Source organism: Polynucleobacter sp. SHI8 (assembly GCF_027944005.1).
GTDB lineage: Bacteria > Pseudomonadota > Gammaproteobacteria > Burkholderiales > Burkholderiaceae > Polynucleobacter.
Map to the genome: position 1 here is coordinate 1,324,761 of NZ_AP027204.1, position 18,314 is coordinate 1,343,074.

The following is an 18,314-nucleotide window of genomic DNA, read 5'->3' on the forward strand; positions in this document are numbered from 1 at the left end:
ATAATCTCGTGATTTTTTTAACAAATATCTACACAAATATTGGTAGAATTTATTAATCCAATAACTCTATTAAAAATATATGACAAACCCAATCTTTTTGTCATAAAAATAACCTATGTCAACAATCAATTATTTGACCCAAATTCATATCGAATTCGGTGCTTTAGAAAAATTACTCACTGAGTGTGAACGAATTGGTATTAAACACCCTTTGATCGTTACTGATCAAGGAATTAAACAAGCTGGAATTCTTGCTCAAGCTCTCATTCAATTAAAAGACTTGCCAGTCACCATCTTTGAAGACACACCTTCTAATCCAACTGAAGCCGCCGCTCAAGAAGCTGCTAAGACTTATAACCAATATCAATGTGATGGTTTAATCGCATTAGGCGGCGGATCATCCATCGATTGTGCGAAAGCTGTTGCCATCCTAGCAACCCATCCAGACCCCTTAAAAACGTATGCCACGATTGAAGGTGGATCTCCAAAAATTACTGCGAATACCGCACCACTAATCGCAGTTCCCACAACGAGTGGAACTGGCAGTGAAGTAGCAAGGGGCGCGATTGTTATATTGAATGATGGAAGAAAAGTAGGGTTGCACTCATGGTTTTTAATGCCGAAGGCAGCGATCTGCGACCCCCTTCTGACCATCGGCTTACCCCCTCGATTAACCGCTGCAACTGGCATGGATGCGATCGCACACTGCATGGAAACTTTTATGGCTGCGCCTTTTAATCCTCCAGCAGATGGTATTGCATTAGATGGATTAAGAAGGGCTTGGTCTCATATAGAAAAAGCTACCAATCAGGGTCAAGATCGAAATGCCCGTTTGCAAATGATGTCTGCTTCCATGCAAGGGGCAATGGCTTTTCAAAAGGGCTTAGGCTGTGTCCATAGTCTTAGTCACAGCTTAGGCGGAGTCAATCCAAAATTACATCATGGTACCCTCAATGCTATTTTCCTCCCCAGTGTGATTCGCTTTAATCAAGATGCACCTTCGGTAATTGATGAATCCAGAATCTTACGCATGGCACAAGCCATGGGTTTATCTTCTGCTCAGGATGTTATTCCTGCAATTATCGATTTAAATCAACGCTTAGGACTTCCAAAGGGATTAAAAGAACTTGGCGTCAATCAGGAACAATTTCCGAATATCATCCGAGGGGCAATCAAGGACCACTGTCATTTAATGAATCCGAAAATTGCCACTTCTGAAGATTATGAAATGATGCTTCTGGAGTCTATGTAAGATATATCAGTTAGAATGAAAAAGCTGTTTAACCTTATTAACTAATTTTGGATTAATGATTAGTTTTTTTTCAAATGATTAGGAAATAATGAATTTTATAAAAAAACTCTTAATTTTTTTCTTGTTAAGTCTTCTTAGCTTTGTTCATCTATCATTTGCCGAGAATCTGACTAAATCAACTGGCACAATTACCGGCAAAGTCATTGGTATTTCAGATGGTGACACCATCACCATTCTTAACGATAAACAAGAGCAAATTAAAGTTCGTCTAGCTGGTATCGATTGCCCTGAAAAGTCTCAAGCCTTCGGCAACCGCGCAAAAATAACTCTGAGCAATAAAGTTTTTTCCCAAAATGTCAAAGTAGAAACTCGCGATAAAGATAAATATGGCAGGACCCTAGGTATTGTTAAAGTCGGTGATGAAGATATCAACGAATATATGATCTCTCAAGGGGTGGCTTGGCATTATAAAAAATACGCGAAAAGCCAACCGGAAGAAGAAGCTAATCGTTACGCAAAAGCACAAGAACTTGCTAGTCAAAATAAACGTGGTTTGTGGATTCAAGATAACCCAATGCCACCTTGGGAATTTCGTGATCAAGCTAAAAAAGCTCCAAAAAAGTAGTTTTCTTCCAATTTAAACAAGTCATTTATGCCAACATTCTCAGCAAATCTTTCAATGATGTACCAAGAAGTTGATTTTATTGACCGTTTTGGTTTAGCCGCAGCAGATGGTTTTGAGTTCGTAGAATTTTTATTTCCATACACCTATCCAGCACAAGCAATTGTTGATCAATTGACAATCCACGGTCTTAAGTTACAGTTATTTAACTTACCACCCGGCGATTATCAAGCGGGTGAAAGAGGTTTAGCAATTCTTCCTGATCGTCAAAAAGAATTTGATGATGGCTTAGCTCTTGCCATCGAGTATGCGCAAGCCATGGATTGCCCAAATTTGCATCTAATGGCAGGCATTATTCCAGAAGGCATATCTCATCAAGAACTCAGAGCATGTTATTTAAAGCGAATTGAACAAGCAGCCATTGCCTGTGAACCGCACAATATTGATGTGGTTATTGAGCCAATCAACACCATCACCATGCCAGGATATTTTCTAAATTATCAAGATCAAGCAGTAGAAATTATTCAAGAACTTCTTTTACCAAACGTCAAACTGATGATGGATTTTTTCCACGCCCAGTTGATGCAAGGTAATTTAGAAAATCTTCTTATCAAAAACTTACCGCATATTGGTCATATTCAAATTGCTGGGGTTCCTCATCGTCATGAACCCAATCTGGGTGAGGTCAATTATGAGTATCTATTGCATCTCTTAGATACTTTAGGGTACGAAGGTATTGTCGGTTGTGAATATAAACCCCTCAACGGCACTTCTGAAGGTTTGAAGTGGTTAAGTTTTTATCGTTGATTGGTATGTATTTGAATAACGTCTTCCACAGTTACCGGTTTGATCGTTGTATACCTTGTAGTTAAGTCCCTTTGTGGAATTTTGTCCAGCTGATATTCTTGACAAACACGTTTGCCATCGATGATGTTATAAAGTTTGCAGTCTTGATCGGCGGCTCCAGACAACAGATGCTCTGATACGCCCTTACCTGTCGTTACATAACTTGCGCCATTAATTGCGGTCGATTCTATGAACGTTGCAGATGTGGCAGTACTAAAGGCTGTACTAGCCAATGGCGCTAAAGCACAGCCAGATAAACTACCATAAACAATCAAGAAGCAAACATAGATACGCATGGCATTATCTTGCCACAAATAACTAAAAGATTGACTTTCTATAAAGATTAATTCAATACTTTATAGCCACGTCCTGCAAGACAACGCTTGATGATCGTTTCTTTTTCAGCATTCCCAGAATACAATCCTGATGCACCACCGATAACTCCACCAACTCCAGCAGCTTGCGCGATATTAGTCCCGTTACCTCCTCCAACAAGGCCAATCAATGCTCCAATCGCAGCACCACCTGCAGCTTTTTTAGCGCCGTCCTTGGCTGCTCCTTGAGCTTGAGTTGATAGGTTCTGACATTCCATCAAGTCTTGCTGATACTTCGCTTCATCTATCCCCTGTTTATCAACGATAGGGGAAAAATTTGACCCTGTATTAGAGCAACCTGCTAGGGCTACAAGTACGAGCAAACTCATGAATTTATTTTGATATGACATCTAAGATTCTCCTTGGAGTAAATAATACCTATTAATATACCTATTAAATCTAACATTTGTAAAAAAACCAATCTTTCAAAATGTCTAATCCAATTGCTATATGCTCCGAATGCGGTAATCCCAGAAACCTCATGGCAATTGACTGTCCTTTCTGTGGATCTAAGGAGTCTTTCATCGATGCTGAGTCAAAATGGCGTTGCCAAGTCATTAATCTAGAATCGAACATGCCTTTAGTTGAAGAAGCTTTTGAGCGTTTACATCATCATTTAGAAAAATTACGCGGTAAAGGTCTTCGCGCCATCAAAGTGATTCATGGTCATGGTTCTTCTGGTCGCGGAGGAAATATTCGTCGAGAATTTCGTCAAGCTATGGAATATGGTCTCTGGGGTGAGGCGATTATTGAAGTTTATTTCGGTGAAATGCTCTCTCCACACTTGCCCCAATATCAAGATTTAATTAAGACTTATCCAGCTTTGAAAAACTCAATCACGAAAGATATGCAAGGCAATCCCGGGATTACCTTGTTAATCCTAGATAAAAACTATTGAATTTTTACTACAATTCGGCCAGCTACTTGACCAGCCATCAAGGCAGTTGCATATTCAGGAACTTGATCTAAGGTAATATCTCTAATCATGGTTTCTAATTTCGCGATGTCTAAATCACGACCTAATCTTTCCCAAGCTTGTTGCCTTTTTACCAGTGGCGCCATCACAGAATCAATTCCTAAAAGCTGAACTCCACGTAAAATAAATGGCATCACCGTCAACGGCAAATCTGCACCTTGTGCCAATCCACAAGCAGCAACTGGCGCTCCATATTGCATTTGGGCACAAAGGTTCGCTAAGGTGTTTGATCCGGCAGTATCAATTGCAGCAGCCCAGCGTTCTTTTTGCAAAGGCTTGCCAGCTGCAGTAAACTCCTGGCGATCTATGACTCGGGTTGCTCCTAATGCTTTTAAATAACTTTCTTCTGTCAATTTTCCAGTAATAGCGACTACTTCGTAACCTAAACGACTTAAGAGAGCAATGGCCACGCTTCCGACACCCCCTGTCGCACCAGTAACCACTACTTCACCTTGACCTGGCTTGGCCCCTGCGTTTTCGATTGCCATCACACACAACATTGCAGTGTAACCTGCGGTACCTATAGCCATCGCCTGTCTAGGTGTAAATGCAGAAGGCAATCTCACTAACCATTCACTTTTTAAATGGGCTTTTTGCCCTAAGCATCCCCAATGATTTTCACCAACACCCCAACCGTTGTGAATAAATAAGTCACCCTGCTTCCAATCAGGATGACTTGGATTAGAGATGGTGCCTGCACCATCGATTCCTGCAATCATGGGCCATAGTCTTACAACTGGACCTTTATTCGTAATGGCCAAGCCATCTTTAAAGTTTAAAGTGGAGTATTGCACATCAACGGCAATATCCGTGACAGGTAGATGTGCCTCATCAACGTCTTCTATTTGTGCTGTAAATTGGGGTTCTTTGCGCAATACCAGTGCTTTAAACATGATGTTTGATTTCCTTTTCAGCTAATTTTTAATACTATTATTCTATTAATTACCAATGACAAATTATGATTCATCCAGCGGTGATAATCGATCTTCCTCTTGTTCATCAGAAAATATGCGTAATTCACGACTAGCCCTTGTAAAAAAGTTTTCAATATCTTGGTGCGTTTTAATTGTTGAGAGAATGCGATGATCAGACATGTGTTGACGCCACAATCTTGCGCCACCCAAGCCATGAGCTAAACCAAGTATATGGCGTGTAATAGCTGCAATATAAAAAGATTCACCACTGTTTTGACACTGCGTTAACCATGCTTGTGCATACTCAATAATTGCACTCTGAATCTCTAGCCAGGTTTGATCATTTAAAAAATATCCAAATTCATGACCTTCACTTTCTAACATCCGATCCCACCCAAGCATCATTGCAGGTGTATGGTAAGCGGCGCGTCCAACCATGCAACCGTCAAAATCATGCCAATGATTAGCAATCAATTGATTCTGCTCTAAGCCGCCATTAAGCAACACCTTCGTACTAGGAAAATGCTGTTGTAGATCCTGCCTGAGCCGCTCAGCAACATCGTATCGAAGTGGCGGTATGGTTCGATTTTCCTTTGGTGATAATCCTTTAAGTACAGCATTTCGTGCATGAATCGTCAATTGACTAGCGCCGGCCTGAGCAACTCCCGCCATAAAATCTAATACAAATTGATAATCCTTATCAGTTCTAGGATCCATATCGTCTAAACCTAAGCGATGTTTGACGGATACGGGAATGGATACAGCATCTTTCATGGCTTTAACACAGTCAGCAACGAGTGATGGCTCAGACATTAAGCAGGCGCCAAAAGATCCTTTCTGAACACGCTCTGATGGGCAGCCACAATTAAGATCGATTTGATCATAGCCCCAATCTTGTGCTTTTTTGGCTGCAATCGCTAAATCAGATGGATCGCTTCCACCTAACTGCAGAACAACATAATGCTCACGAGTATCAAAGTCTAAATGCCGATGAACATCTCCATAAATAATCGCACCTGTATTAATCATCTCTGTATACAGGTGAGTTTTTTTAGTAAGTATCCGGTGAAATGATCGACAGTGTCGATCAGTCCAATCCATCATGGGCGCAACGGCTAAAATCTTGCCACTATTATCTTGATTCACAGTAATATATTTTTATATAGTTTGTAATTGCATCAATTGTGATGAATATTAAACAGACAATCTCTAAAATTTAAATCCAAAACCTAATAAGTATTTACCTGTAAATACCCGAAAAAAAGTTTATTAGGAACATCGGAAAACCCAAAACAATAAATCCAACTAACACACTACCAAATTTAGATAATTTTCTACCAAATGCACTATTCGTGTTTTTTGCACATTTCCATAGAGACACTGATAACCATGCATAATTTGAATAATTAATAAGTTGATAAAAAATGAAAATAGTTTTAGATTGAATAGTATTTTTATACTCTTCGTATGATTGGTAAAGATTTAAATAGGACGACATAGAAATATTTAAAGCTAAATTAACTGCAAAAAAAAGTATCTGTGCCGCAATAAATCCATAAATAAAAACTTTACGTGCTGATTCTTCGCCATTGAAAGAATTTTTGTAAAAACCTATTAATTTATTCATATCATTTCCTAAGGTTATTCCTTATTTTTAAAGAGGGATCTATTGCAGATAATTATTCTGAAAAGTATAACAAAGGGCATATTCCTTAACTTATTGCACAAATTTACACAGATAAACTCTAAATACCTTTATTTATTGGAACATTGTGCCAAATCCATCATGGGCGCAACTGCTAGTATTTTTTGTGGTGATTCCATTGTTATATTGTCTCAAAACCTGCTCGCTTCATCTTTTTTATCTAGATGGTCTAGATACAAATGTTGGATAATTAAATTTTTCTATAAAGTTAGTCCATGAAAAATATTGTTGATAATGTCGGCGCTTTAATCGATGCAACTTGTTCTATTGCAGGTGAACCTTCTGGTTCTTTGCTGGAAAAATCCTTCGTTTTGAAGGATATTTTTGATGTCAAAGGTTTTAAGACTGGGTTTGGTAACCCTGCCTGGATGAATACTCACCCACTCGCAACCCATACCAACTCTTCGGTCGAGCGACTCCTTCATGCTGGAGCTTCATTACAGGGTAAATCTCATTGTGATGAGTTGACCTATAATCTCTTCGGCAATAATTTTCATTACGGCACTCCCATCAATCATGCTAGCCCACAGCGCATGACTGGCGGATCTTCTAGTGGTTCTGCAGCTGCTGTTTGTGCTGACCTTGTCGATTTCTCTATTGGTTCAGATACAGGTGGGTCCGTTCGTGCCCCGGCTTCTTTTTGTGGCTTATTTGGTATTCGACCAACTCATGGAAGTATTTCCTTAGATCATTCCTGTGGATTGGCTCCTAGTTTTGACACCTTGGGTTGGATGACAAAAGATGTTTCTTTACTTCGTCAAATTGGAGCTCTTTTACTTCAAAATGATACGAATACTTCACCTACATCACCATCAAATTCAAAGCTTTACTATCTCAAAGAAGCTTTTGATGTCATTCATCCTGAAATTGCAGATGTAATTCATCAAGAATTTGCTAAATTTGGCGTCTTCAGTGAAGTCTCCTTAGGTAATGAGTCTCTTATCGAATGGGCTGATCAATTTCGTATTTTACAAGGGGCAGAAGTTTGGAAAAACCTAGGGCCTTGGGTGAGTCAGCATTGGGCGGATATTAGTCCAGCTATTCGGGCTCGCTTTGAAATGGCGCAACAATTAAGCTCTCAGCAACAATCGCAAGCCCAAATCAAATGGCTCGCAATCCAATCAAAAATGAATCAAATCTTGGAGAACAATGCCATCCTGGTTTTACCAACGGTCGCTGGCATAGCACCTCTATTGAACGCCCCAAATGATGAGCTAGAGATCTATCGAAAACAATGCTTTCAGCTACTCTGTATTTCTGGCTTATCAGGTACTCCACAAATCAACCTGCCGATTTGCACCCATGCAGGTGCACCTCTCGGAATTTCTATCTTAGGAGCCAAAAACAGCGATTTACAATTGTTGCAAATCGCTGAGGATCTTTTTAAGCAATAACTGGATTATCTTCAGTCTGACCAATAGCTTCATTGACTCTTGGCATTACTTCTTTCGCCATTAACTCCATTGAGCGCTTGGCTAATGGAATATTTTTCCAGTCATGACATGCATACAGCAAGTTACCAAAATCTCCTACTTCTTCTCTGAACTTGAGGAGTTGATCCACAACAGAATTTACAGTTCCTGCAAGTACTAAACGATTTGTGACAAATTCAGGTGTGACGTCAGAGTCAGGCATGTTGGGATCGACTTTAAATAGATTACTGCGACCACCATTAACTAACTTACGACTTAATGACTTGAAGTAAGCATAATAAGGACCTTCTGGACCACGACCATAACTTTCTGCAGTCGCCGCATCATCAGCAACAAAGATACTCTTTGCAACACGCCATTCACTAGCGTGCGGAACTGCGCCTATCGCCTCACGACCTTCGACATATTTAGGCCAGTGGGTTTTGACCCATTCTGGCATTAAGAAGTTAGCTGAGATCGGTTGCCAGCCTCGTTTTGCCATTTCTGTAACACCTTTAGAAAACGGTGCTACTGCTGTCCCAACAATCAATGGGTGTGGCTGTTGAAATGGCTTCATGATGTAACCCTGGCCAATCTCGGGAATCATTGTATTTTGAGTAGAGATCTTCCAATACTCTCCATCGATATTGTAAGGCGCTTCCCCCTCCCAAATTTTCAGAATCGTATTGATACTTTCGACAAACATCGCATTACGATCAGCCTTAAAATTACCAAATACCTCCGCATCGGACATTAATCCACCAGGACTAATACCCATAATAAAACGCCCCTCTAACATATGATCCATCATGGCGGCTTGGGCTGCAATCGCGGCTGGATGTGAGTTGGGAAGATTGATTGTGCCAGTACCTAATTTGATGCGCTTGGTGTGATAAATCAAACTTGAAAGAAATATCATCGAATTTGTGATTGTCTCAGCCGCATCAGTAACATGCTCACCAACATATGCTTCACTGTAACCCAAATGATCGGCAAAAATAACTGCCTCACGGTCTTCATTAAAAGTTTCAGTGAGATTTCTGCCTGGTGGATGAATCGGCATCATAAATGTACTTAATTTCATAGCATGTCCCAGTTAGGATTCGGTCAATAGAAGGTAATTGTTTATTATAAACAAAAAGTAATCAATTGATCATTTATAAGAGTGAAAACAGGTCAAATCAATAGGTAAAAACCCTAAATAATTGGAAGTATTAACTTCAATTTAATAGATTAGAGTACTTCGTAAGGATAATTTAACTTTGATAAAACAAAGAGTTAATCTTGTTTTATTAACATGGGAACAACGGTTCTTGCACCGGACAAATAAGTAATGATCGTATGTTCAATAATTGAGTCAATATCGATATCAAGGGGCACATTGAAGATCCATTGCCTTTGCCCGAGATAAAAAATCCGCGAATTAATACCCCAAGCCAGTTCTACTTCACTCATTTTGAGTGGTATTTCATCTGGCGAAGGTAAACCGAGTTCAGCTCGAACCTCAATTGCAATGGGCTCTAAAATACGACTACGCAGAAACTTCAAATATCGGGTGTTGATATCCTCGCCCTTCAGTCCAGAAAACATGAAGATTCTGACCCAATCATAGGTTAACGAAATCCTTGAATAATCTTTATACAAACGAATCAAACGGTCTTGCAAGGGAACGCTGCGATCAGCAATAATGGTCTCCCAATAAGGATTCCATCGTCCGACATAGACTTCTTGATAGACGCGCTCAATTAAAGCCGCTTTATTCGGAAAGTAGCGAAAAATTAAAGACTGAGTTACACCGAGTCGTCTGGCTAGCTCACGCGTATCACCATCAAAGCCAACCTCCGCAAAAAAAGCTACAGCAGCAGACGCAATCTCACGATCACGATCTTCACGCTTCATGCGCTTACGAGGCTGAACTTCGACAGCAGTTACTTCAGAAAAACTATTTTCTTCAGACATGTTATTTTTTTAACTCCATGTCATTATTTTAACTGATCATATGGTCAGCTATAAATACTTGTTTTATAGGGAATTACCCTTGAATTAATTCAATTTTCTCAGACGCAGCAGATCGCATGATCGCTTCTAATGCTCCAACATTTGCTAACATTTCTTGGTGCGATACGGGATATGGGGTAACTCCCCTTACACCATTCGCAAAAGCCTCTAAGTTAAAACGTACCGTAGGTGCTGGTGGCATAAAGTGTGTTTTCTTTTCTTCACCACGTAACTGGGTAGTGATATTCCAACCGGTTGGATGCTCAGGATGGGTATTATCTCTGATCTCCATCCACCCTTTGGATCCGTACACACAAAAGCGACCATCAAACGGCGTTGCCAAAATAGCGCTAATCAGTGCATTTGCACCGCCTGGAAATGCCAACATAATACCTAAGGTGTCACCATTTTCAAACTGACTTCCTCGGGTTGAAAGTCGCGCCCATACGGATTGTGCAGGGCCTAAAATAGCGATCGCTAAATCAACTAAATGAATTCCTGTTGCAGTTAAGGGCCCTACAGGTGCAAATTTATTGGATAAGCGCCAGTTATCAGGTGGCAGAGCAAAAAATTTGTCTTGTGAAAAATTAGCCTCAATTTGTAAAACAACGCCCAAAGTTCCTTTGGCAATCTCCTCACGCATCGCAACAATGGCAGGCTCAAAACGTCTTTCATGACCAATGCCTAACTTCACACCGGCAGCATTACAGGCGGCAATGGATGCTTGCGCATCCTCATAAGTTAAACAAAGAGGTTTTTCACAAAAGACATGCTTACCAGCTTTTGCCGCTAACTGGATTTGCTGAGCATGGAACTGATGGGGGGTGCAAAGAACAATTGCCTCAACTTCAGGATGCACCAAAGCTTCCGAAAAGTCTTTACCAACTGCAAAGTGCATAGTTTTACCAGACTCTTGAGCGATTTCATTGACCTTAGGGTCGCTCTCAATGACTAAAACAACATTTAATAATGGACTGGCTTCCAAGGTTGCGGTAATAATCTTACCCCACCAACCATAACCAATCACGGCAACGTTTAAAGGTTTTACAGACACAACAATCTCCCTTCTTAATGGGCAAGCATAAATGTATTAACGATACGCGTGAACTCAGGAGCACACTCTAAATTAGCAATATGCGCCCCAGGAAGTTCCGCATATTCACTGTTCTGTATCACCGTACGCAAATTGCTAACCTCAGAAGCAGGTGCACCACCATCAAATTGACCACCAATCAAAAGAACCGGGCAACTCACTTTACCAACATATGGTCTTAGGTCATAGTCTTTGACTGCATGCCCACAAGCCATATAACCGTCTGGTTCGTTGGCGCCAATCATGACACGCAACGCTGTATCAATGCTTGGATTGGCTTGACGAAAGCCTTCGGTTAACCAACGATCGGCTGTACCTGCAACAATTGCGCCTACACCCTGCTCTGTAACGGTCTTAATTCTGGCTTCCCACATCGCAAACGATTCTGGCGTTTGATAAGGGCGAAAACAAGCGGAAGCTAATGCTTTGACTTTTTGAGGGTAATGAGCCGCAAAGTAAAGTCCTAACATGGCACCTAGTGACAATCCTACCCAGTAGACCTCTTTGATATTAAGAGCATCTAAAAGCTCATTAACATCATCAGCCAAATCTTGTGAAGTTGCAAAGTTACCAACGGATGGTGTGCCGCCATGACCTCGATAGTTGTATCTCAAAACTTGAAAGTTCTTTTTCCACTCCTCAATCTGTGGATCCCACATTGAGTAATTAGCACCTAATGAATTTGCAACCAGTAGGACTGGAGCACCTAATTTACCTTCAAGAACGTATGCCGTATTTGTCATGTTAGTCTCACCTTGTATTTATGTATGAAAAAGACTCAATTAAAGAGATCGTCCGATCACTTTATTACATGTTTTTTATTTTGACAAGTCATATGAATGCTGATTTAGTGAATCAATATTTCAATGGGGTTTACCCTAAGCAATTAATTTTTTTAATAATTTATATTTACTTTCAATTAATTATCTTACACACCTAATGCTTTTTATTAAAATATCATTCATTGACATCTAATGATCAAGCGATTACTATTTAAAAAATTAATGCGAGATGACCCCATGACAAATCCAAGCAACGCAATAGACACTCCAGAACAATCTCCTGAGTTTGACCAACGAGATTTTAGAAATGCCCTCGGACATTTTGGTACAGGCGTGACTGTGATTACCACCAAAGATGCTTCCGGTCAGTTGTACGGTGTTACTGTCAGTTCTTTCAACTCTGTCTCACTCTCCCCTCCCTTAGTGCTATGGTCACAAGTACGAGGTGCACCAAGTCATCAGGCTTTCCTAGAATCACCTTACTTCATCGTGAATATCTTGTCGGAGTCACAAAAAGATATTTCCAATCACTTTGCTAAACCTAGCGAAGATAAGTTTAAAGACATTGCCCACCATTTAAGTCCAGAAGGTATCCCTATTTTAGAAAATACTCTAGGGCACTTTATTTGCGAAAAAGAACGTGATGTTGAGGGTGGCGACCATCTGATTTTTATTGGTCGTGTCATGAGTTATTCTTACAATAAAGCGCAGGATACTTCCCCACTGTTTTTTTGGAAGGGTAAATATCACTGCGCAGCTGACCACACTTCATAACTTTAATCAAGGATTCATATGTCAAACGTCAATTTAGAACAAGCTCTTACCATTGCTCAAACTACCTTAAAAAAAGGTCGTGAAATGAACTTTCATCCCCTCACCGTTGTTGTTCTAGATGCGGGTGGTCATATGAAAGCCCTTCTTCGTGAAGATCATTGCAGTATTTTGCGTGAAGATATCGCTCGCGGTAAAGCATGGGGTGTCTTAGGTATGGGCTTTGGAGGTCGTGAAATCGCTCGTCGCGCAGAAAAAATGCCAGCATTTATCTCCGCATTAAACGTCATGTCCGAAGGCAAAATGGTGCCTGTTGCAGGTGGTGTTTTAATTCGTGACGCCAATAATCACATTATTGGATCAGTTGGTGTTACAGGTGATACTTCAGACAATGATGAACTCTGTGCAGTCGCTGGTATTCAAGCGGCTGGACTTACCCCCGATACCGGGGATAAGTAATCTCTTTATCGTTCAAATATTAGCTCATCAATTCAGCTAATCGATCAGGAGTTAAGGGCAAATGTCTTGCCCTAACTCCTAATGCTTGAACCAGTGCATTGGCAATCGCCGCAGCTGTAGGTCCCGCAGAAGCTTCACCGCCACCTAAACTTTGAACTCCAGGTTGATTGAGTAACTTGACTTCAACCTGTGGAACTTCATCAAAATTCAAAATAGGATATGTATCCCAAGTTGCAGAAGTAACTCCCTCTGTATCCCATGTGACCATTTCTTTTAAGGTCCAACTGATCGACTGAATAATGCCTCCTTCAATCTGATTGATCAACCCATCCGGGTTAATGACTTCTCCAGCGTCACAGACCGACCAGACTTGGTCAATGTAGATTTTTTCTTCGGCACGTAATTGCACCATTACTCCGCAATAAGCACCACTGTTCTTATACCTAGCAAACCCCATGCCTAAGCCTGTGCCTTCAGGTAAATTTGCTCGATTTGACCAATTAGCCATTTGCGCAAGAGTCTCGAGCAAGGTAATCGATCTTGGATCAGATAGATGCTTTTTTCTGAACTCAAGACTATCTTGTCCTAACTCTTGTGCAATTTCATCCATAAAAGATTCCATAGCAAAAACATTTAAATAAGCTCCCAGGCCTCTTAGTGCAGAGGTTCTTAAAGGTGCTTGTGGAATCATGTGATGTCTTACTTGTTGATAGTCAACGTTATACATGGTGATCGCATTGCGTAATCCACCGCCTTGCGGCAAGGGATTGTCTTTAGTTTCATCGATGGGATGCGGTGGATCAATCATCCAAGCTCCCAATAAATTGAGCTTACCTGACCATCCTGGCCGATGAATATGGGTTGGTGACCAAATTTCCGATTGCCAATTAATAATTCTGCCTGATGCATCAACTCCAACTTCAAACTCCACGACACCCGGCGATCCAAATGGTGAGGCAGTTAACTCCTCTTCACGACTCCATTGCACACGGATGGGTAGCCCTGTCATTTTGGCAATAAATGCCGCATCAAAGGCTACATCATCAGCACTGTTATGACCATAACATCCAGCGCCATGTAAATGTATCACTTTGACAGTGTTTGGATCTTGACGTAATCCAACTGCAATCTGATTTTTAACCAAATGAGATCCTTGCGTATGCGACCAAACGGTTAAGATTCCATCAATTTCTTGAGCAATTGCACATGCAGGGCCAATCGATGCATGGGCAATAAATGGCCGGGAGTATCTGGCCTTGACTGTTTGTTGCGCTGTATCACTAGAACCTTGTTGATATGCAATATCATCGCTGGCTGGAAGTCCAATAATCATTTCTTCAGTAGGTGTTTGTGCTTGCACATATGCTGGTGCCTGCCATGTAACAAAAGCTTGCGCTTTTTCTTGTGCCATCACAAGTAAAGCTTCGTTACTACCAACAATAGCAAGGAAGCTACCACTATGAACGACCTGCTCAACACCCGGTAATTGTTGAATTTTCTCAATGTCTACGTGAGTAATAGTGGATTGAACATGCTTGGCTCTAAGCATGCGTGCATGACGCATGTTTGGCAATGTAAAGTCGTGTATGAATGCCGCTCCGGATAACTTACTATGCAAATCATCACGCGCAATACTTCTTCCAACCCACTTGGTCATCACCTGTTGCTTACTGGAAACAATCTGCTCGTTCGAAATGATCTCAACATCAAGATCCAAATGCTTGGCTAGCTGAGCATAAGTGATCTGCTCATTTGATTCCTTGCTACTAAAAACACCTTGCTCAATGGAGATCGAATTTGCATTGACGCCTAATTGTTTTGCAGCAGCTTCTAGCGATAAGTACCGTGCATAACCCAAAGCTACCTTGAGTGCGGAGCCACCATTTTCAATCGATAAACTACCGGCGGTATACCATTCATCAGGGGATAAATGCGTATCACCAGCAATCCAGTTAATTTGCTTTAAATCAACTCCTATTTCGTCTGCGGCGATTTGTTGTAGGGCCGTTTGGATACCCTGCCCTAGCTCAACTTTACCAGTGCATACAGTAATCAATGGCAGATGATCTAAACGAAACCATTGGGATAACTTGGGGTTCGAAACAATATTTGCTGGAAGAGTAAGATTGCTCATGCTGCCTTCTTTTCATTTAACTGTTGAATCACACTATCGATTGCCCGCAAAATACGTACATGAGTCCCACAACGACAGAGATGTCGATTTAATGACTCCATTAATACTTCTTGAGTGGGTTGAGGATTTTTCTTCAATAAGGCCGTAACACTCAGCAAAATTCCATTAATGCAATAACCACATTGAGCTGCTTGTTCATCAATAAACGCTTTTTGTACTAACTGACCTATTGGATCGCTCGCTAAACCCTCTGCAGTAATAACTTCTTTGCCAGTAGCAGCCCAAAGTTGCATATCGCAAGACTGCATCGCCTGTCCATCAACAATCACGGTACATGCTCCACAATTACCTGATCCACAACCAAAACGGGTTCCTTTATGTTCAAGGTCATTACGTAAAACATAAAGTAACGGGGTATTTTCTGGAGCGTCAACAGTAACGCTTTGGCCATTAAGAATGATTTGAATAGATGTTGTCATTGTTGTTTGAGGGTTTATTTACAATAAGTTTGAATGAACCAAGCTGGCACAGCAGTACCATCTTTATCGCCTAAGCCTGCAGCAGAGGTTTTATCTAGCTCGGCAAGAGCTGCTTGGGTAACTGGAATACTCCAACCATTCGACTGAGCTTCCTCAATCATGGTTCTTAAATCTTTACGAATATTATCGAGGGTAAATGCCGCAGGTGCTTGCGGCTCACCTTTAAGTGTGGAGACCAATACTGGCGTTCGAGCTTTCATCATGCTTGGTGCGCCTGAGGTGTCAGACAAAATATCAATCAATCGCTCTGGTGAGATATTTAATTGTGATGACAAGGACAAAGCTTCACTAAATGATTGCCAAAACACTAATAAAGGTAAGTTCACCGTTAATTTCAAACGCACACCTGAACCGCTAGGTCCAACATGTTCTACCCGGCGGCATAATTGTTCCAAAATGGGTCTTGCAAGTTCAACATCTTTTTCTTCACCACCAACTAAACCTAATAATTTTCCTTCTCTAGCAGGACCAACAGTGCCACCAACTGGACAATCAACCATTGCCCCACCTTTGGCTGTAACGTCTGCAGCAATTGCGATGGCAGTTACAGGTCGTACTGTACTCATCTCAATAAATAATTTACCAGCAACAGAAGTAGTCAGAACACCTCCGGGAGCACGGTAACATGCATCGATCGCCTGGGCATCGGTCAATATAGAAATAATGATCTCTACTTGATCCACCAGCTGCGCTGGGGAACTAGCGACAGTAGCTCCTTTCGCTACTAGGGGGGTAGTTTTTTCAACGGAACGATTCCAAATAACCAACTCATGACCACAATTGATTAAACGCTCCACCATGGCACTACCCATTTTGCCTGTGCCAAGAAGTCCGATTTTCATACTTGCCCCCTAAGATTATTCAATGTTTACTTCATTTTCAATATGCTAAACAAATATTATTATAGTAATGATCAAATAATCATTAAAAATCCTTTTAAATCTTATTAAATTTGTATTCACTCAATAAATATTATGTTAATTCAGATTCATTCATTCTGTCACATGACAATAACTAAGTAATAACCCTTATGTTTTATCAGGGCGTATTCCATTAATCTTATAACTTGTCAAACCCTTGTAATTGAAATACCTAAGTAAATCACTCAAAATTCTAAATGATCAAATAATCAATTAGAATGAATGAAAAATTAAATTAACCATTTGGAGACAATATGACTTTAGATCGTCGCTCGTTTATTCAGGGTTCCGCCGCAGCTGGTCTTGGACTCGCAGTTCCTAGCCTATTTGCGCAAAATAACGAACCTGTTCGTGTTGGTTTGCTCACCGTTAAAACGGGACCTCTTGCATCCGGTGGTATCGATATGGAACTCGGATTAAAACAGTGGTTAGCAGAAAATGGCAATATGTTAGCTGGTCGTAAAGTTGAACTCACGGTCGCTGATACTGGTGGCGTTCCAGCAAATACAAAAACAAAAATTTCTGAACTCAACGAAAGAAATAAAGTTCACGTCATTATGGGCCCCCTCGCAGCTTTTGAAGCTCTAGCGGTCGATGACTATATTCGTGATAACAAAATTCCGACTCTATCAGTTGCAGCTGCGGAAGATATGACGCAACGTAAAGCCAATCCATGGTTTGTTCGTGCAACTTCAACTTCATCCCAAAGTGCTCACCCTATGGCCGATTATTGTGCCAATATCAAAAAATATAAGCGGATGGTTGTTGTTGCGGATGATATTGCATACGGTCATGAAATGTGCGCAGGCTTTCAAAGAGTTTTTGAAGAAAATGGTGGCAAAATTGTCCAACGTTTGTTCGCACCTCTCACTGTTCCTGATTACGGTAGCTACCTTGCTCAATTAAAAACTAATGCTGATGCAGTCTTCTTAGGTTTTGCAGGATCAAATGGTTTCCGTTTCATCCGTCAAATGAATGAGTATGGCCTCAAAGGCAAAATCGCTATTGTGGGTGGTATGACTGCTCTCGATGAAGCCGTTCTGAAGAATATGGGCGATGAAGCCTTGGGTATTGAGACAGCTTGCTGGTATTCAGCTGAGTTAAATAATCCAATCAATAATAAATTTGCTCCAGCATTCCGCAAAGCTCAAGGCTATGATCCAGGCTTCTATGCTGCTGCAACTTACACCAATGCTGCTGTTCTTGATGCTGCTCTCAAGTCGATCAATGGTAATGCGAGCAATAAAGAAGGCTTAATGGCCGCTCTGAAAAAGACCAATGTTCCAACGGCCAGAGGTCCAGTAACATTTGATAGCTATGGTAACGTAGTTGGCGATGTCTATATCCGTAAAGTTGAACGTAAAGATGGTCGTTTAGTGAACGTCGTTACAAAAACTTATACAAACGTTAGCCAATTCTGGAAATATGATCCTAAGGCATTCTTAGCAAACCCTGTTTACTCCAAAGACTGGCCACCAGCTAGAAACTTAGAGTAATCATTTTTTACAGAAATTAAT

Annotated in this window: 20 protein-coding genes; 8 read left to right on the forward strand and 12 right to left on the reverse strand. The window is 40.9% G+C overall.

Annotation, left to right across the window (positions count from 1 at the left end):
- The first annotated feature begins 115 nt into the window (after positions 1-115).
- The 3 genes from QMN06_RS06670 to otnI all read left to right on the forward strand — a co-directional run bounded on the left by QMN06_RS06670 (position 116) and on the right by otnI (position 2,681).
- Positions 116-1,252, forward strand: coding sequence for an iron-containing alcohol dehydrogenase (locus QMN06_RS06670; RefSeq protein WP_281969357.1), 1,137 nt, complete (start codon positions 116-118; stop codon positions 1,250-1,252).
- Between the two features lie 88 nt (positions 1,253-1,340).
- Positions 1,341-1,877: a thermonuclease family protein gene (locus QMN06_RS06675; RefSeq protein ID WP_281969358.1), complete on the forward strand. Its 537-nt coding sequence runs from the start codon at positions 1,341-1,343 to the stop codon at positions 1,875-1,877.
- Positions 1,878-1,904: 27 nt separating this feature from the next.
- Positions 1,905-2,681 (forward strand): 2-oxo-tetronate isomerase, encoded by a 777-nt coding sequence (otnI, locus tag QMN06_RS06680; protein WP_281969359.1) that lies wholly within the window; start codon positions 1,905-1,907, stop codon positions 2,679-2,681.
- On the opposite strand, the gene QMN06_RS06685 is transcribed toward otnI, so the two are convergent.
- Together QMN06_RS06685 and QMN06_RS06690 are read right to left on the reverse strand one after the other, a co-directional pair.
- The gene (locus QMN06_RS06685; protein WP_281969360.1) at positions 2,672-3,016 is read right to left on the reverse strand and encodes a hypothetical protein; all 345 of its coding nucleotides are present in this window, start codon (positions 3,014-3,016) and stop codon (positions 2,672-2,674) included. The two genes, otnI and QMN06_RS06685, sit on opposite strands and share 10 nt — an antisense overlap.
- 47 nt (positions 3,017-3,063) lie before the next feature.
- Complete coding sequence (locus QMN06_RS06690; RefSeq protein WP_281969361.1) at positions 3,064-3,444, reverse strand: glycine zipper family protein; 381 nt, start codon at positions 3,442-3,444, stop codon at positions 3,064-3,066.
- 80 nt (positions 3,445-3,524) lie between these two features.
- Here QMN06_RS06690 and QMN06_RS06695 point away from each other — a divergent pair, with 80 nt between their 5' ends.
- Positions 3,525-3,992: a hypothetical protein gene (locus QMN06_RS06695; protein ID WP_281969362.1), complete on the forward strand. Its 468-nt coding sequence runs from the start codon at positions 3,525-3,527 to the stop codon at positions 3,990-3,992.
- On the opposite strand, the gene QMN06_RS06700 is transcribed toward QMN06_RS06695, so the two are convergent.
- The 3 genes from QMN06_RS06700 to QMN06_RS06710 form a co-directional block, all read right to left on the reverse strand.
- Entirely contained in the window at positions 3,986-4,963 is a 978-nt protein-coding gene (locus tag QMN06_RS06700; protein ID WP_281969363.1) for an MDR family oxidoreductase, read from the reverse strand. The genes QMN06_RS06695 and QMN06_RS06700 overlap by 7 nt on opposite strands.
- Before the next feature lie 63 nt (positions 4,964-5,026).
- The gene (gene dusA / locus QMN06_RS06705) at positions 5,027-6,130 is read right to left on the reverse strand and encodes a tRNA dihydrouridine(20/20a) synthase DusA (protein ID WP_281969364.1); all 1,104 of its coding nucleotides are present in this window, start codon (positions 6,128-6,130) and stop codon (positions 5,027-5,029) included.
- A gap of 94 nt (positions 6,131-6,224) precedes the next feature.
- The gene (locus tag QMN06_RS06710; protein ID WP_281969365.1) at positions 6,225-6,611 is read right to left on the reverse strand and encodes a hypothetical protein; all 387 of its coding nucleotides are present in this window, start codon (positions 6,609-6,611) and stop codon (positions 6,225-6,227) included.
- Positions 6,612-6,904: 293 nt separating this feature from the next.
- On the opposite strand from QMN06_RS06710, the gene QMN06_RS06715 reads away from it, so the two are divergent.
- Positions 6,905-8,083, forward strand: coding sequence for an amidase (locus QMN06_RS06715; RefSeq protein WP_281969366.1), 1,179 nt, complete (start codon positions 6,905-6,907; stop codon positions 8,081-8,083).
- Here QMN06_RS06715 and QMN06_RS06720 read toward each other — a convergent pair.
- The 4 genes from QMN06_RS06720 to QMN06_RS06735 form a co-directional block, all read right to left on the reverse strand.
- Complete coding sequence (locus QMN06_RS06720) at positions 8,073-9,185, reverse strand: LLM class flavin-dependent oxidoreductase (RefSeq protein WP_281969367.1); 1,113 nt, start codon at positions 9,183-9,185, stop codon at positions 8,073-8,075. The two genes, QMN06_RS06715 and QMN06_RS06720, sit on opposite strands and share 11 nt — an antisense overlap.
- 194 nt (positions 9,186-9,379) lie before the next feature.
- Positions 9,380-10,060 carry a TetR/AcrR family transcriptional regulator gene (locus QMN06_RS06725; RefSeq protein WP_281969368.1) on the reverse strand — a complete coding sequence of 227 codons (681 nt, stop codon included), beginning with the start codon at positions 10,058-10,060 and terminating at the stop codon, positions 9,380-9,382.
- A gap of 73 nt (positions 10,061-10,133) precedes the next feature.
- A complete protein-coding gene (locus tag QMN06_RS06730) occupies positions 10,134-11,153 on the reverse strand; it encodes a Gfo/Idh/MocA family oxidoreductase (RefSeq protein WP_281969369.1) in 1,020 nt (339 codons plus the stop codon).
- 14 nt (positions 11,154-11,167) lie between these two features.
- A complete protein-coding gene (locus QMN06_RS06735; protein WP_281969370.1) occupies positions 11,168-11,935 on the reverse strand; it encodes an alpha/beta fold hydrolase in 768 nt (255 codons plus the stop codon).
- A gap of 276 nt (positions 11,936-12,211) precedes the next feature.
- Between QMN06_RS06735 and QMN06_RS06740 the strand changes: the two genes are divergently transcribed.
- The gene (locus QMN06_RS06740) at positions 12,212-12,748 is read left to right on the forward strand and encodes a flavin reductase family protein (protein WP_281969371.1); all 537 of its coding nucleotides are present in this window, start codon (positions 12,212-12,214) and stop codon (positions 12,746-12,748) included.
- Positions 12,749-12,766: 18 nt separating this feature from the next.
- Positions 12,767-13,204, forward strand: coding sequence for a heme-binding protein (locus QMN06_RS06745; protein WP_281969372.1), 438 nt, complete (start codon positions 12,767-12,769; stop codon positions 13,202-13,204).
- Between the two features lie 19 nt (positions 13,205-13,223).
- Here QMN06_RS06745 and QMN06_RS06750 read toward each other — a convergent pair whose 3' ends face one another.
- The 3 genes from QMN06_RS06750 to QMN06_RS06760 are packed head-to-tail and all read right to left on the reverse strand — an operon-like array spanning position 13,224 to position 16,719.
- Positions 13,224-15,338, reverse strand: coding sequence for a molybdopterin cofactor-binding domain-containing protein (locus QMN06_RS06750; RefSeq protein ID WP_281969373.1), 2,115 nt, complete (start codon positions 15,336-15,338; stop codon positions 13,224-13,226).
- Entirely contained in the window at positions 15,335-15,817 is a 483-nt protein-coding gene (locus QMN06_RS06755; protein WP_281969374.1) for a (2Fe-2S)-binding protein, read from the reverse strand. The genes QMN06_RS06750 and QMN06_RS06755 overlap by 4 nt, the downstream gene beginning before the upstream one ends.
- Positions 15,818-15,831: 14 nt before the next feature.
- A complete protein-coding gene (locus QMN06_RS06760; protein ID WP_281969375.1) occupies positions 15,832-16,719 on the reverse strand; it encodes an NAD(P)-dependent oxidoreductase in 888 nt (295 codons plus the stop codon).
- Between the two features lie 332 nt (positions 16,720-17,051).
- Between QMN06_RS06760 and QMN06_RS06765 the strand changes: the two genes are divergently transcribed.
- Entirely contained in the window at positions 17,052-18,293 is a 1,242-nt protein-coding gene (locus QMN06_RS06765) for an ABC transporter substrate-binding protein (RefSeq protein ID WP_281969376.1), read from the forward strand.
- Positions 18,294-18,314 lie beyond the last annotated feature (21 nt).